The sequence below is a fragment of the Corallococcus terminator genome (genome assembly GCF_049194865.1).
Taxonomy (GTDB): domain Bacteria; phylum Myxococcota; class Myxococcia; order Myxococcales; family Myxococcaceae; genus Myxococcus; species Myxococcus terminator_A.
On the sequence record NZ_JBLZWL010000118.1, the window covers coordinates 1 to 15,233 of the forward strand.

The following is a 15,233-nucleotide window of genomic DNA, read 5'->3' on the forward strand; positions in this document are numbered from 1 at the left end:
GTTCCTGGCCGGTGGCGAGGTCCCGATTCCCCTCATCACCAACAACCAGTTCTCCATCGAGTACAAGAAGTACGGCGTCATCCTGAACCTGCGCCCCACCGCGGACCGCAACGGCAACATCCAGACGGAGATCGAGGCCGAGGCCTCCGAAATCGACACCTCCGTCGCCGTGTCCTTCGGCGGTTCGTCCACGATTCCTGGCTTCCGCACCCGCAAGGTGAAGACGAACGTCACCGTGCGTCACGGAGAGACCATCGTCCTGTCCGGCGTGTTCAGCCACGACGAGCAGAAGTCCATCTCGAAGATCCCCGGCCTGGGCCACATCCCCATCATCGGTGAGCTCTTCAAGAGCCGCGGGTTCGACTCCACCAAGCGCGAGCTGGTCATCTTCGTGACCCCGCGAATCGTCAACCCGGACTCGGACAAGGTCCGGACCATCATCGAGGACGTGAAGAGCCGCTACAAGCAGGCCCGGTCCGAGGTGAACTTCAACATCTTCGACTGACGCCTGGGCGCCTCAAGGCGCCTGGTCTGGGCCCTGGGGCCCTGGACGGGCCGGTTTCCTCCCTTTTTCCGGGGTGGATGCCGGCCCGTCGCCTTGCGGGCGGGCAGGTCGACTGCGGCTGGCGCTTTGAGGTGGAAGGGGTGCTTGCTAGCATCCGTCCCATGTTTTTGATCACCCTCGCGGAAAAGGGCGGCGGGACCGAGCAGCGTGAGTACACCAAGCCGGAAATCACCATCGGTCGGCTGCCCGGCAATGACATCATGCTCGCGAAGGGCAATGTCTCGAAGTACCACTCCCGCATCGTCGCCAAGGATGGCAAGTGCATCATCGTGGACATGAAGTCCACGAACGGCACCTTCGTGAACGGCAAGAAGATCGCCGCGCCACAGGTGCTCAAGCCGACCGATCAGATCTACATCGGTGACTACATCATCAACGTGGAGCCGCTGGAGGACGCGGGCCCGCAGATGACGCGAGCCGGCCAGGCCGAGGAGGCCTACGAGGACGGTGGCGAGGAGGAGCAGTACGAGGAGGAGGAGCAGTACGAAGAGGAAGAGCCGTACGAGGAGGAGCCGCCACCTCCGGCTCTCGCGGCGAAGGCTCCCGTCGCCGGACGCATGCCCGCGTCCATGGCCTCCGCGATGGCGAAGAACAAGAAGAAGGTGGACCCCCGGATGGAGCGCTACACGCGCCTCCAGAAGGAGATCCACGACCGGCTCATCGAGTACCTCGACCTGCGGCGCATGGACATGGACCGGCTCGGCGACGACGAGCTGTGGCGCCGCACCGAGAAGGCCATCCGCGACATCATCGACCAGATGGAAGCGGACGGAGAGCTTCCGGAGGACGTGGACCGCGAGGAGCTGCTCACCGACGTCATCAACGAGGCGCTGGGCCTGGGGCCCCTCGAGGCGTTCCTCGCGTCGGATGAGATCAGCGAGATCATGGTGAACCACGCCAACCAGATCTACATCGAGCGCAAGGGCCAGCTGACGCTGTCGGAGAAGACCTTCTCCTCGAATCAGGCGGTGCTCGGTGTCATCGAGCGAATCGTCGCGCCCATCGGCCGACGCATCGACGAGTCCAGCCCGCTGGTGGACGCGCGCTTGAAGGACGGCAGCCGCGTCAACGCCATCATCCCGCCGCTGGCGCTGAAGGGTCCTTGCATCACCATCCGCAAGTTCAAGAAGGACTCGCTGAAGATCTCGGACCTGGTGAAGTACAAGACGCTCACCGCGCAGATGGCCGAGTTCCTGGAGATGTGCGTCAAGGCCAAGCGCAACATCGTCATCTCCGGCGGCACGGGCTCCGGCAAGACGACGACGCTCAACATCATCAGCTCGTTCATCCCGGACAGTGAGCGCATCGTCACGGTGGAGGACGCCGCGGAGCTGCAGCTTCCCCAGGACCACTGGGTACAGCTGGAGAGCCGGCCGCCCAACCTCGAAGGCAAGGGCGCCATCACCATCCGTGACCTGGTGAAGAACTGCCTGCGCATGCGGCCGGACCGCATCGTCGTGGGTGAGTGCCGCTCGGGTGAGACGCTGGACATGCTCCAGGCCATGAACACGGGCCACGACGGCTCGCTCACCACGCTGCACGCCAACACGCCGCGTGATGCCATCGCCCGGCTGGAGACGATGGTGCTGATGTCCGGCATGGACCTGCCGGTGAAGGCCATCCGAGAGCAGATCGCCAGCGCGGTGCACATGATCGTGCAGCAGACGCGCTTCTCAGACGGTACGCGGAAGATCTGCTACGTCACCGAGGTGTCCGGCATGGAGGTCGACATCGTCACGCTCCAGGACATCTTCTATTACAAGCAGGACGGCTTCACGGAGGACCACAAGGTGCGGGGTCGCTTCGTGGCGTCCGGGTTCGTGCCGAAGTTCTACGAAGATCTTCAGCGCAAGGGCATTCCCGTCAACATGAGCATCTTCCGCGAGGACTGACGCGCCATGCCTACACTGGTCGTCCGTCTGCCTGATGGCACGGAGAACGAACACGAGGTCGTCGGCGAGCTGAAGCTGGGCCGCCAGCAGGGCTGTGAAGTCCTGCTCACCGAGGGAGGCGTCTCGCGGACCCACGCGCGCGTCTTCACCGAGTCGGGAGGGGTCTTCATCGAGGACCTCGGCAGTGCCAACGGCACCTTCGTGGACGGCGAGCGCATCGCCGAGCCCACCGCGCTCACGCCCCAGTCCGAGGTCATCCTCGGCGACTACACGCTGAGCCTGAAGGCGGCGCCCAGCAGGGCCACCGGCGCTCGTCGCGCGGCCAAGCCCGCGGGCGCGGAGGCCATGCCCGTGGGGGCGGAGGGCGGCGGTGCTCGCGCCACCCGGGCCCTGCCCAGCATCAAGGCGAAGCCCGCCGGAGGCAGTGCCCCAGCACCAGGCGCGGGGCCGAGGCGGCCCAAGCCCGCGGGCGGTCCTCCCGGCGGTGGTGGCGGGCCTCTGCTGCGCGGCGCCGTGGGGCCATGGGCGGGGAAGACCTATCCGCTCAAGGGCAAGGTGCTCGTGGGGCGCCTGCCTCCCGCGGGCATCATCCTGGAAGACGACTCGGTCAGCCGGAAGCACGCGGAGCTGGAGTCCGTCGGTGGCGTGGTGTCGGTGCGCGACCTGGGCAGTGCCAACGGCACGTTGCTCAACGGCGACCCGCTGGGCCCGGAGCTGGTGGACCTGCAGCCCGGGGACCAGCTCCAGTTCGGCGTGGTGGAGATGACCTTCGAGGCGTCTCAGTCCGACGCTCCGGCCCGTCGGGGCGCGGGGTCGGCGCCTCCGTCGCGGCGGAGTGCCGGCGGGCAGGACGGCGGCGCGGACCCGGAGGCCCGGCGCAAGAAGCTGTTCATCGCCGGCGGCGGTCTGGTGGGCGTGCTGCTGCTGGCGGCGTTGGGCAAGGCGCTGATGCCCGCGTCGGCCGTGGACTCCGGAGGCCCCATGGGCCAGGGCATCCCCGTCGACCCCGCGCAGCAGGTGTCGGAGCTGCTCAGCGAGTGCCGCTCCTTTGCCTCCAGCGAACTGGGCCCGCCCAACTGGACGAAGGCCGAGCAGGTCTGCTCGCAGGTGTTGGACCTGGACCCCATCAACACCGACGCCAACACGCTCATCCGCCGCATCAAGCTGGAGAAGGACGCCTTCGAGCACTTCACCACGGGTGAGAAGCTCCTGCAGCGCCTGAAGTCCGAGGATGCGCTGGACTCCTTCCGCAAGATTCCGAAGGAGAGCGAGTACTTCCGCCGCGCCCGCGCCAAGGCGGCCGAGGCCGCCGAGCAGGTGACGAAGCGCGCGCTGGACGACTGCAGGCGCTACCTGCGCGACTCGCAGTGGAGCGCGGCCGTGCCTCGCTGCCAGGCGTACATGGCGGTGTGGTGCCAGAACCAGCCGCGAGACGACCTGCAGCCGCCCCTGGGGTTCGACCTCAAGCTGGAAGGGCGCCTGAAGAAGAACGAGTGGCGGCCCAAGGATCCGCTGTTCGTGAAGTTCCTCATCTCGCGCATCAAGCTGGACCCGAACTCGATTCCCTGGACGTGTCCGGTGGCGGAGGTGCTCAACCGCGACAACCTGCCCACGGACCCGAAGACGGTGGTGCTGGAGTCGGTGAAGGCGCGCTACCCGAACAAGCTGATGCAGGCGGCGATGATGGACTACTGGTCCGGCCGTGGCAGCGAGGCGCTGGCGACGTTGCAGAAGCTGCGCGCCAACGACGAGTCCGCGCAGTTCCACGCCCAGGCGGACGAGATGATGAAGACCATGTTCACGGTGGATCAGCTCTTCAAGGGCGGTCAGAGCTACCTGGCCGCGGATGACCCGGAGAAGGCCGCCGAGCCGCTGCGTGAGGCGCTGGATGTGGACAAGTCGCTGATGCTGAACCTGGCGGAGTCCAAGCCGTCGTTCTACCGGCGCAGCATCCTCCAGGACATGGCGGACAAGGCGTACCAGCGCGGCCGTCACTGGGCGGACCGCGACGACAAGCGCCGTGCTTGCAAGGTGTGGAAGCTGGGCTTCGGCTTCTACGCGGGCAGCGCGGACCTCAACAAGGCGGCGGGCTTCTGCTCCGCCACGGCGCTCTCCTCGTTCCGTCAGGCGGGCGGCTGCCCGGACCTGGCGGCGGTGATGGACTTCGCCGTCAAGGGTGACGGGGTGGAGGAGATGGTCGTCGCGAAGAAGAAGGAGTGGAGCTGCCCGTAGCAAGCGAGTTGGACAGGGCGGGACGGGCGCGCTAGGCACGGGGGCATGGCCGACACCAGCCCCCCGCGCACCGCGCCCACCCTGGTCCTCATCGACGCGTCCGGCTTCATCTTCCGCGCCTACCACGCCATTCCGCCGCTCACGTCGAGCAAGGGCGTTCCCACCAACGCCGTGCTCGGCTTCACGCGCATGGTGCTCAAGTCCCTGCGGGACTTGAAGCCCACGCACGTGGCGCTCGCCTTCGACAAGGAGAGCCGCACGGAGCGCCAGAAGATAGACCCCAACTACAAGGCCCACCGCGAAGGCCCGCCCGAGGACCTGGTGCCGCAGTTCGCGCTCATCCGCCGCGTGGTGGAGGCGCTCAACCTGCCGGTGCTGGAGTTCGCGGGCTGGGAAGCGGACGACGTCATCGGCACGCTGGCCCACAAGGCGAAGGCCGAGGGCTTCTGCGTCCAGGTCGTCACCGGGGACAAGGACTTCATCCAGATTGTCGACGAGGACGTGCGCCTCTTCGACCCGATGAAGGACGTGCACACCCGGCCCGAGGACGTGAAGGAGCGGCTGGGAATCGAGCCCCGCCAGATGCGCGACTACCTGGCGCTCATCGGCGACGCGGTGGACAACGTGGCCAAAGTGCCGGGCATCGGCCCCAAGACGGCCACGGAGCTCATCCAGCAGTTCGGTGACGTGGACACGCTCCTGTCCCGGCTGGACGAGGTGAAGAAGCCCAAGATTCGGGAGAACCTCGCCTCGCACAAGGAGAGCCTGCTGCGCGCCCGGCAGCTGGTGACGTTCAAGACGGACCTGCCGCTCGACGTGCGCGTGGCGGAGCTGACCCGCAAGGACGTGGACTCCGCGCGCGCGCGCGAGCTCTTCACTGAGCTGGAGTTCTACGCGCTGCTCAAGGACCTGCCGCGGGAGGGTCCGAGCGAGTCCTCCTCGGAGCCCGCCAAGGAGCGGCCCGCGCCCCTGGCCGTCACCACCACGCTGGTGGGCACCGACGCGGAGCTGCTGGCGCTGGCGGAGGCCGTGCGCGCTGCGGGCTCGGTCAGCCTGATTCCGGCGTACGAGGGCATGCCCTTCGCGTCGAAGCTGGTGGGCCTGGGCGTGGCGCTGCCGGATGCGAGCACCCGCTACGTGCCGCTGCGCCACGCGGTGCTGGGCGCCACGCAGGTGAGGCCCGAGTCCTTCACCTCCGTGTTCGGGGGCGTGCTGGAGGACCCGGCGGTGAAGAAGGGCGGGCATGACCTCAAGGCCCTCACGCTGGTCCTGGCCAACGAGGGCGTCACCCTGGCTGGCGCGCACGACGACGTGGAGCTGTTGAGCTACCTGCTCAACCCGTCGCGCCGCGAGCACGCGCTGGCGGACCTGTCGCGCGAGCGGCTGGCCACGGAGCTGCCCGCGCTCCCCGCGGCGGCCGAGGGCAAGCGGGGCAAGAAGGACAGGGCGCTGGCGGACCACTCGCCGGAGGAGGTGGCGTCGGGCTTCGCGGTGCGCGCGGAGGCGGCGCGCAGGCTGGCGCCGGAGCTGTGGAAGGAGCTGGAGGAGGCGAAGCTCGCGCAGCTCGCGAAGGAGCTGGAGCTGCCGCTCCTGCCCATCCTCGCGCGAATGGAGCAGCGGGGCGTGAGCCTGGACACGGTGGAGCTGGCGCGCATCTCCGTGAAGGTGGACGCGGCCGTCGAGGCGCAGGTGAAGGAGGTCTACAAGCACGCGGGCCACGAGTTCAACATCGGCTCCAACCCGCAGCTGGTCCAGGTGCTCTTCACCGAGCTGAACCTGCCCATCATCAAGCGCGGCAAGACGGGCCCCTCCGCGGACCAGGAGGTGCTGGAGAAGCTGGCCGAGGAGCACCCGCTGCCTGGCGCCATCATCGAGTACCGCAGCCTGTCCAAGCTCAAGAGCACCTACCTGGACACGCTGCCCACGCTGGTGGCCCCCGACGGGCGCATCCACACCACGTACCACCAGGCGGCCACGGCCACCGGGCGCCTGTCTTCCACGGACCCCAACCTCCAGAACATCCCGGTGCGCACGGAGCTGGGCCGGGAGATTCGCCGCGCCTTCGTGGCCGCCCCGGGCCACCAGCTGGTCAGCGCCGACTACAGCCAGGTGGAGCTGCGCCTCTTGGCCCACATCGCGGATGACCCCGTGCTCGTCGAGGCGTTCCGCAACGACGAGGACGTCCACAGCCGCACCGCCGCCGAGGTCTTCGGCGTCGCGCCGGACCAGGTGGACCGCGAGCAGCGCCGGGTGGCGAAGATGGTGAACTTCGGCATCGCCTACGGCCTGTCACCGCACGGCCTGGCCACGCGGCTTGGAATCCCGCAGGAGACGGCGCGCGACATCATCGAGCGCTACTTCATTCGCTACGCCGGCATCCGCCGCTACCTGGATGAGACCGTCAACACGGCGCGCAAGACGGGCTACGTGGAGACGCTCTACGGCCGCCGGCGGTACATGGCGGACCTGAACTCGAAGAACCGGGGCGTGGCCCAGGCCGCCGAGCGCGCCGCCATCAACATGCCGATTCAAGGCACCGCCGCGGACCTCATCAAGAAGGCCATGCTGGTGGTGGACGCGGAGCTGCGCGCCCAGGGCCTGCGCACGGTGATGCTGCTTCAAGTCCACGACGAGCTCATGCTGGAGGCGCCCGACGCGGAAGTGGAGCAGGTGAAGGCGCTGGTGGCGCGCGGCATGGCGGGTGTGGCCACGCTGAAGGTGCCGCTCAAGGTGGATGTCGGCGCGGGGCGGAGCTGGTCGGACGCCCACTGAAAAACAACGCGGGAGGAGCGCCCACCCCCGTAGACGCTCCCCCCGCGGACCCGCTCGTTTTTCGCTACCACCCCCACAAACAATGCCGACCCGTCCGACCGGCGAGCCGCGCGGACCCCCATCCACGCGTCTTGCCAGCAGCTCGCGATGAGCGCTCACCACTCCCCAGTGGGAGCACGCCACCCCAAAGGCGCGCCATGAGGTCCCCACCCCTGGCACGCTCCCTCCCGCCGGCCTCGGACGCTCCCAGGATTGGAGCGTCAAGCCGGACGGGTCGGCAAAACCGACCACCCCTCAATGCATCGCGGTACGTCCGTCCCTCGAGCCCGGCGGCACGTGTCTGACGCGTGACGGGCGCTCGAAGTACTCCACCACCAAACCTCCGAAGGGCACCCTGGGCCCCTCGACTCTCGAATCCCTCAGTCGCTGGAGCAGCGCCACCGCCGAGTCCACCGCCTCATCCACGGCGCGGTTGATCTGCTCCTTCTCCCAATCACCACCGCCGAGCACCTCCGCGGCGTCCACCAGGCAGCGCCGCAGCGCCGAGAACTCTTCGTGCAGGGCGCGCGCGCCACGCTCCGGCGACAGGCGCAGCACCGCTTTCGTACGGCTCCAGGGGCTCGTGTCGTCCCCCTCCAGCGTCAGGCCCAGCTCCCGGACGAAGGGCTCCACCAGCCCGTCCAACTGACTCAGGGGAGTCTGGGTGCCGTCCGTCGCTTCGTGAGCCGTCATCCGCATCCGGCGCCACAGCGCCGCGATTCGGTCCGGCTGCTGGCGGAAGAACCGCGCCAGCCCGGCTGCCTTACGTCCTCGCTCAGTCATTTCCGGTGCCTTCCGCATCGCTCCGGGAGCTATAGCAAGGCTGCTGCCAGCGGCTGAGGAACCGAGTCCCCTGGAAATTCAGCCACTTGGAGAGCACGTACACGCGTGCCGTGGCGGGGGAAGGTAAAAACTTCGGGGTTCGGCTTGTAGACCTGTCCGAAGGTCCAGACAGGGCCCGGAGAAGGGCCGCGTCTCAGTGCAGCGTCGGCTTGGCGGTGCGGGCTTTCAGCGCGTCGTCGCCCCCGCCTGTCTGCTCGCTCTCGTGCTCGGGGCCCACGGAGAACTCACCCGACGTCGACTCCGCGTGGGGCGGCGCCTCGGGGTGCTCGGGCTCCGGCTCGGCGGGGGCGGGGCCGGGCCAGTACAGCTCCTGGTGCGGCGCGGGGCCGGCCATGGGCGTGACGGACTCGGCGGCCTGTTGCTGGGCCACCATCATCAGCCGCAGGGCGGCCTCGTCCGCGGCCTCCTGGGCCGTCATCTCCGCCAGCCGCGCGGCCTTCTGCTGGCGACGGCGCGCATAGGCGGCCACGCACAGCACGGAGGCCGTCAACCACAGCAGCGCGGAGCTGGTGGTGAGCGGCAGCCAGCCGTAGCGCGCCGCCAGCCCGTCGCGCCAGCCGGACTCCTCCACATCCAGCGAGGTGTGGAAGGCCTTGCCGAACGCCGTCTCGAAGGGCTCCCCCCCGCGCACGCCGTCGATGAGCAGGCCCATGGCCTGGGGGCCGTAGCGGGTGGACAGGTGCGCGACGAAGGCGGCGCTCTGGGCGTAGGCGATCTCCACGTCCGCGGGCAGGTCCGGCCAGTCGGAGGACAGGTCCTCGAAGTGGAAGACGCGCTCCTGCGTCACCGCGCGGAAGAGGGCGGAGTAGTGGGTGATGGAGAAGCGCTCGCCCGTCACGTTCTGCGCGACGCCCTCCTGGAACCAGCGGGGCCACCCTCGGGCCAGCTGGCCCAGCGCCACGTGCGCCAGCTCGTGCCGCAGCGTCTGCTGGCCGTCCGGCGCGTGGAGGCTGAGCGCGTCCAGCAGGATGATTTGATGCGCGGGGTAGGCCAGCGCCACGGCCCAGCCCGGAGGTCGGCCGCCGGGAAGCGCCAGCGCCTCGAACTCCTCGCGGCCCACGCCCAGGCGGATCTCCGTCATCCCAGGCCAGTCGCGCCCCAGGATGTTGCCGAAGCCGTCGCGCACGGATTCGATCTGCTCCGACAGCTCCTTGGCCGCCACGGTGGCCGCCGCCGTGTGGAGGATTCGGAAGCGCTTCGTCGCCACCTCTCCGGCGACGATGGCGGGCCGGGAGTGGGGGACGAGCACCACGTCGTCCATCAGGGCTTCGCCCCCGTGAGGATGGGAACCGGAGCCTTCACCCAAACCCTGGGCCCACGCCCGAGGCATGGCCAGCAGCAACAGGAGCAGGACGAGCAGGTGGCGCATGCGGGGGCCTCGCTATCCCCCAGACATAACAGCCTCGGCCCGCGCCGCATCAACCCCCACCACGTGAACGCGTTTTCGTCGCGATGCGTCACCGGCGACGAGCGTCACCTGCCGTCTTGGGACTCCGAGCTGCTTGCCGAGGAACTCGAGGAGGGCGGCGTTGGCTTCCCCATCCACGGGCGGAGCGGCGAGCTGGATTTTCAACAGCCCGTCATGTTCGCCGACGACGCGGGTGCGCGAGGCGCGGGGCTGGATGAGGAGGGCCAGCTCCACGCCGTCCGGCAAGGACTTCAGCCAGGGCGCGGCCATGGGCTACTCGTTGCCGTTGGCCTTCTTCTGGGACAGGTAGGCCACGTTGTCCTCGACGCGGGCGTAGTCGCGGTCCGCGAAGGTGGGGGCCTTGAAGGTCTCCAGCAGCTTCTGGTGCGCGTCCAGCACCGAGCGCACCTGCGACTCGAACTGGGTGCGCTGGCGCTTCAGCTCGTTGATGTCCTCCACCACCTGCACCAGTCGCTGGTGGGCGCCATGGACGATCTTCTCGGCCTGGTGCTCCGCGTCCGCGATGATGATCTCCGCCTCCTTCTTGGCGGCGGACTGCAGGTCCTCGCTGATGCGCTGGGCGGTGACCATCGTCTCCTGGAGGGTGCGCTCGCGCTCCTGGTGCTGCTCGAGCTTGAGCTGCGTGCGCTTCAGCTCCTCCTTGAGCGCGATGTTCTCCTTCACCACTTCCTCGAACTCACCGGCGATCAGCTCGAGATAGGCCTCGACTTCGCGGCGCGAGAAACCTCGCAGCGCCGTGTCGAACCGCTTCTGCCGGATGTCGAGCGGAGTGATCTTCATGCGCGCCAGTCTAGCGCACGGAGACGAGTTCTCCAGGAATCGGCCCCGGAGGGCGTCTTCACCCTCGCGAGGCCGCTCGTGCCTGCTCGCCTGGTATGGCGGCGGGCGGGGGCTTCAGCGCGACGCGGGCGGCGCGTCCCACTGCGCGACGACGGCGCGTGCGGCGTTCTGCACCACCGAGGTGAGGCGCGAGTCGGTGGCGGCGTCCTGCACGGTGCGCCGGGCGGAGGTGGTCCGCTGGAAGACGAGGCCGTTGAGGGCCTGGATCTTCAGCGCGTCCGGCATGCGGGGGTGGCGCACCACGTTGCCAAGAATCTCCTCGGCGCGGGGGTGCTGGAACAGGGCCACCGCGCGCAGCACGGCCTGCTGGGTGCGGGGATTGGGGTCCCACAGGTGAGTGGCCAGCGAGTCCAGCGCGCGCGGGTCTCCCAGCAGCGCCAGGTCCTCCACGGCGATGGCGCGGACCTCCTCGGGTGCGGGGCGGGCGGCCCACAAGAGGGCGCGCAGGAGGGCGGAGTCGTCCGCCGAGGCCACCGGGGCGGGAGGCGCCGAAGGTTCCGGGGCGGGCTTGGAGGCCGTGGGGGCGGGGCGGCTGGCGGCGGGCGTCCGGGCCGGGGCGGCGGCGACGAGCAGCAGTCCGGCGACGAGCAGGGGGCTCATGGGCCGCGTTCTACCCCGAAAGCCGGGCGTCTGGCGCAGCCGGGCCCTGGGCTCGCGGAGATTTTCTTGACGCGATCTCCCGACATGGGAGTTTGCCGCTGCTACAGGCGTGTTGCTGACGGGAGCAAGTGCTGATGAACGCGGCGGTTTCGAGCTGGCGGACCCTGGAGAACGTGGAGGTGGAGTGCACCCACTGCGGCATCCGGATGACCCTTCAGATGGGGAACCGGGTTCGCTACTACCGGTGCTCCGGTTGCCACCGCTGGGTCTCCAGTACCTACACGGATGTGCTCCGGGGGGACGTGAAGGTGCGCACCCACCCGGTGAAGGACACCGGTGTCCAGGATGAGCGCCACATCGAGGTGAAGGACCGGCTGGAGCGCTGGCTGTCCGCCATCGAGGACCAGGACCCGTACCAGCTCCTGGGCGTGTCGCCGCTGGACTCTCCGGAGAAGGTCCGCGCGCGCTACCACACGCTGGCGCTGGAGCGGCACCCGGACCGGGGCGGCTCCGCGGAGAAGATGCGCGAGCTGAACGTGGCCTACGAGCGCATCCTCCGGCACCAGCAGCGCAAGCGTCAGGAGGCGCTGACCTCCGGCTCCGTCCCGGCCTCCGCGCTGCCCGCCCGCAGCAGGTAGCCCCAGAACAGGCCCCCCAGGGCCAGGCCCAGCGCGGCCTTGGCCCAGGTGGGGAACAAGTCGCCCGGGGACACGTAGCCCTCCACCACGCCGATGAGGGCGAGGAAGGGCGCGCACCCCAGCACCAGCTTCACGGCCTCCCGCCCGCGCAGGGCCAGCGCCTGTCCCCGGGGCAACTCCCCCGGGTCGACCAGCGACTGGCCCACCATCAGCCCGGCCCCACCGGCGATGACGATGACGGACAGCTCCACCGGCCCGTGCGCGGAGATGAAGTCCAGGAGCCCTCCCAGCATCCCCTCGCGAGCGCACAGCGCGGCGATGGCGCCAATCTGCACGCCGTTGTTCACCAGGATGAACACCGTGCCCAGCCCGTAGAGCAGGCCCATGGCGAAGGTGAGGATGGTGACGGTGAGGTTGTTGGTGGCGATGCCCGACGACACCGAGTTGGGCGGGGCCACCGACAGGATGTCGTCCGTCCACATGCGGCCCTGGGAGACGTACTGGCGGACTCCGACGGGCACGAGCAGCTCCGCGCCCCGGGGCTCCCACAGCACCACCAGCGCGCCCAGCAGCAGGCCCAGGATGAACAGCGCGGCGCTGGCGCCCACGAAGCGCAGCTCCCGGCGCAGCGTCTGGGGGAACTCGCGGCGGAAGAAGGACTTCACCGACGCCCAGCGCTCGCGCGGGGGCTGGTAGATGGCGGCGTAGGCGCGCGCGCAGAGCTGGTTGAGGAAGCGGTGCGCGTCGGTGCCCGGGTAGAACGTCTGCGCGTGCGCAAGGTCCGAGGCGGCGCGGCGGTACAGCGTGTCCAGCGTGCGCAGCTCCTCCAGCGTCAGGGTGCCCTCGCGCTGGCGCGTGAGCAGCGCCTCCAGGGAGTCCCAGCGCGCGCGGTGACTGGCGACGAAGGCCGGCAGGGCGATGGCCATCTCAGCTCCCCACCCGCACGTGGGCCCGCAGGAACGCCTCGGTGGACTCGGCCGACGCGAGCACCGTGGTCCGCTCCTCGTCCGTCAGCCCGCCCAGCTTGTCCACCAGCCGCGTCCCCATCTTCCGCCGGATGTCCGCCTCCAGGCCTGGCGCGCGCGCGAGGAAGGCCAGCACCAGCTCCACCTCGTCCGGCGTCAGCGCCCGCGTGGCCTTCGGTCCGAGCACGCCCGGCGCGCCCACCTCGGGCGCCTGCGCGGTGTACTTGTCCAGGTCGATGCGCTCCTCGCGCACCAGCACCGTCCCGGCCAGCAGGTCTCCCAGGCGCTGGTGCCTGGGCGTCAGCAGCATGCTGATGCAGCCGGCGGCGTACACCCCTGGCAGGAAGTCCACCGCGCGGCACAGGTTGCGCACCGCGCTCTCGTAGAGGCCCACCGGTGAGCCATCCAATCGCACCACGCGGATTCGCAGCGCGCGCTTGCCCGGTGTCTGCCCATGGAAGAAGACCTCGCCCAGCGTCCAGTACAGCCACTGCGTGGCGAAGATGCCCACCACCAGCAGCGTCTGCCCCAGGCTCGACAGCCCCTGGAAGACGCCCAGCACGTCCGACACCAGCAGCGTGAAGACGAAGTACGCCACCACCCAGAAGAAGAAGAGCAGGCTGGCGTCCACCAGCCACGCCAGACACCGGTAGCCGATGCCGGCCACGGGGAGGGAGAGCGCCACGCGCTCCGGCGTGGCCACTGCGAGGTGCGGGCTCGATGCGGTACTCATGTCCGCCACCCAGCATACACGCCGCCCGCCGTACCATCTCCTACCTGTTGGGGCCGGATTGTCTGACTAATCAGGTCCCATAGGGGTGTTGCGTGGTGGACACCCAGGCTCGCGGTGGGGGACGGCGGCTATCGGGTGCTGGACGGAAAAGGCTGTCATGGACGCGACAGCGATGACGAACCAACGGACGCGGTGGCTGAATCCAATCCGATTCGCGCACACTTGACACTCGCGCCAGGGGCGCCTTCGCCTCTGCGCTTTCCCGGTGTTAGGGTATTCGTGGCGTTGAACCTGGAGCTGGCTCCAGCGGAGGTGGAGCCCAGAAGGACGTCACGAGTTGTAGGTAGTTGAAAGCAGTCAGGGAGTCGGGTCTTACATCGATGGACCGACCCCGGAGTGGTTCAGCGGACGTGCACGCACGACCTGGAAGACGCTTCCCGCTGGCCTGAGCTGTCCGGAGGTCGCAAGCAGTCAACACGGCAGGCCAAGTTGTTTCGCCATGGCGGCTGGGGGGCCTTCGCATGGCAACTAATCAAGCAGCGATTCGTGTATCCATTCTCGAAGGACCATGGGCGGCGTGGGAAAGCCTCGCCGATGGTCTTCGTGGCGAGGGTGTCGCCGTCACTTCGGTGACGAGGGACGTGCGACTCTTTCTCGATGGGCTGGGAACCGATCCGCCTCAAGTGGCGGTGATGGATGTGGAAGGAGACAGTGAAGCGGCCGTGGGCTGCTCGGTGACCGAAGGCATCAACCTGTTACGCGAGGCCCGCAAGCGTCGGCTGGAGGTGCGCATGTTGCTCCTCTCTGCCGTGAGTGCGCCGGAGGTCATCTCCCAGTGCTTCGACGAGGGTGCCTCGGGCTACCTCTTCCGGAAGGGGCTCGGCACATCCGCCGTGTCCTCGGCCATCAACTCGCTGGTGAGAGGTGAGCGCCTCTTCCCGGTGCAGCTGTTGCGCAACGACTTCGAGCATCCGCCTGTCACGTCGCCCACCGCGAGCGTGCTCCTGGCGCTCACGCAGCGGGAGCGCGAGGTGCTGGCGTATGTCGCGGGTGGCGCGGACAACTTGAAGATCGCCGCGCATCTGATGATCGCCGAGCGCACCGTCAAGTCTCACGTCACCCAGCTCTACAGGAAGCTCGGGGCCGAGAACCGCACCCAGCTGGCGTTGCGCGCCTGCCATCTGGGGGTTCGTCCGCCTCCGGACCTCTGAGACGTTGAACCCCGCCCTCGGACCCCAGTGAATTCCCCAGGGTCCGTCGGGCGGGGCGCCCGTCACATCAGTTCTTCAGGGCCTGCTCTTCCATCTTCTTGCGCAGGCTCAGCGGACGCATGTCCGTCCACACCTGCTTGATGTGCTCGAGGCACTCGGCCTTCAGGCCCTGCTTGCCCGCGTCCTTCCAGCCCGGAGCGTTCTCTCGGTCCGCCGGCCAGATGGAATACTGCTCCTCGTGGTTGACGACGACCTTGTAGATCGTCGTGTCCTCGCGCTCGTCCGCCATGTGAGTGACTCCTGAAATTGACTGCATCTTGTTCACATCCCAGGAAAAGGGGTCAATACCGCCAGAAGTAGGCGGATGCCTACCAACCCCTCCGCTGGGACACTGCTCCGACAGGCTGACTTTCCCGCGACCGTGCGTGTTGGTGCGCGAGGGGCCACCAGCCCCGTCGTGAAGGTGGCCCGTCA

The 15,233-nt window shown here is 68.7% G+C and carries 14 protein-coding genes; 6 read left to right on the forward strand and 8 right to left on the reverse strand.

Translation table 11 applies throughout. From position 1 onward, the window contains the following. The 4 genes from ACN469_RS35815 to polA form a co-directional block, all read left to right on the forward strand. Positions 1-505, forward strand: a 505-nt coding sequence (locus ACN469_RS35815; RefSeq protein ID WP_498775549.1) for a secretin GspD/PilQ domain-containing protein, incomplete at its 5' end; no start/stop codon positions are given. A 161-nt stretch (positions 506-666) separates the two neighbouring features. Then, positions 667-2,457, forward strand: a complete 1,791-nt coding sequence (locus ACN469_RS35820; RefSeq protein WP_498775551.1) for a TadA family conjugal transfer-associated ATPase — start codon at positions 667-669, stop codon at positions 2,455-2,457. A gap of 6 nt (positions 2,458-2,463) precedes the next feature. Beyond that, positions 2,464-4,689 carry an FHA domain-containing protein gene (locus ACN469_RS35825; protein WP_498775553.1) on the forward strand — a complete coding sequence of 742 codons (2,226 nt, stop codon included), beginning with the start codon at positions 2,464-2,466 and terminating at the stop codon, positions 4,687-4,689. 45 nt (positions 4,690-4,734) lie between these two features. Next, positions 4,735-7,461 (forward strand): DNA polymerase I, encoded by a 2,727-nt coding sequence (polA, locus tag ACN469_RS35830; protein WP_498775555.1) that lies wholly within the window; start codon positions 4,735-4,737, stop codon positions 7,459-7,461. A 294-nt stretch (positions 7,462-7,755) separates the two neighbouring features. Here polA and ACN469_RS35835 read toward each other — a convergent pair whose 3' ends face one another. The 5 genes from ACN469_RS35835 to ACN469_RS35855 all read right to left on the reverse strand — a co-directional run bounded on the left by ACN469_RS35835 (position 7,756) and on the right by ACN469_RS35855 (position 11,212). Continuing rightward, positions 7,756-8,301, reverse strand: a complete 546-nt coding sequence (locus tag ACN469_RS35835; protein ID WP_498775557.1) for a hypothetical protein — start codon at positions 8,299-8,301, stop codon at positions 7,756-7,758. Between the two features lie 175 nt (positions 8,302-8,476). After that, positions 8,477-9,712 (reverse strand): peptidase MA family metallohydrolase, encoded by a 1,236-nt coding sequence (locus tag ACN469_RS35840; protein ID WP_498775559.1) that lies wholly within the window; start codon positions 9,710-9,712, stop codon positions 8,477-8,479. Between the two features lie 12 nt (positions 9,713-9,724). Beyond that, complete coding sequence (locus ACN469_RS35845) at positions 9,725-10,021, reverse strand: DUF167 domain-containing protein (protein WP_163870666.1); 297 nt, start codon at positions 10,019-10,021, stop codon at positions 9,725-9,727. 3 nt (positions 10,022-10,024) lie between these two features. Continuing rightward, entirely contained in the window at positions 10,025-10,552 is a 528-nt protein-coding gene (locus ACN469_RS35850) for a DivIVA domain-containing protein (protein ID WP_163870667.1), read from the reverse strand. 114 nt (positions 10,553-10,666) lie between these two features. Further along, positions 10,667-11,212 (reverse strand): HEAT repeat domain-containing protein, encoded by a 546-nt coding sequence (locus ACN469_RS35855; RefSeq protein ID WP_498775561.1) that lies wholly within the window; start codon positions 11,210-11,212, stop codon positions 10,667-10,669. A gap of 134 nt (positions 11,213-11,346) precedes the next feature. Between ACN469_RS35855 and ACN469_RS35860 the strand changes: the two genes are divergently transcribed. After that, the gene (locus tag ACN469_RS35860) at positions 11,347-11,850 is read left to right on the forward strand and encodes a J domain-containing protein (protein WP_498775563.1); all 504 of its coding nucleotides are present in this window, start codon (positions 11,347-11,349) and stop codon (positions 11,848-11,850) included. On the opposite strand, the gene ACN469_RS35865 is transcribed toward ACN469_RS35860, so the two are convergent. Next, positions 11,790-12,776, reverse strand: coding sequence for a stage II sporulation protein M (locus tag ACN469_RS35865; protein WP_498775565.1), 987 nt, complete (start codon positions 12,774-12,776; stop codon positions 11,790-11,792). The two genes, ACN469_RS35860 and ACN469_RS35865, sit on opposite strands and share 61 nt — an antisense overlap. A 1-nt stretch (position 12,777) precedes the next feature. Beyond that, the gene (locus tag ACN469_RS35870; RefSeq protein ID WP_498775567.1) at positions 12,778-13,548 is read right to left on the reverse strand and encodes an RDD family protein; all 771 of its coding nucleotides are present in this window, start codon (positions 13,546-13,548) and stop codon (positions 12,778-12,780) included. A 521-nt stretch (positions 13,549-14,069) separates the two neighbouring features. On the opposite strand from ACN469_RS35870, the gene fruA reads away from it, so the two are divergent. Beyond that, positions 14,070-14,759, forward strand: coding sequence for a response regulator transcription factor FruA (gene fruA, locus ACN469_RS35875; RefSeq protein ID WP_498775569.1), 690 nt, complete (start codon positions 14,070-14,072; stop codon positions 14,757-14,759). A gap of 67 nt (positions 14,760-14,826) precedes the next feature. Here the strand turns inward: fruA and ACN469_RS35880 are convergent, their stop codons facing one another. After that, positions 14,827-15,048 carry an MbtH family protein gene (locus ACN469_RS35880; RefSeq protein WP_141648541.1) on the reverse strand — a complete coding sequence of 74 codons (222 nt, stop codon included), beginning with the start codon at positions 15,046-15,048 and terminating at the stop codon, positions 14,827-14,829. Between the last annotated feature and the right edge of the window lie 185 nt (positions 15,049-15,233).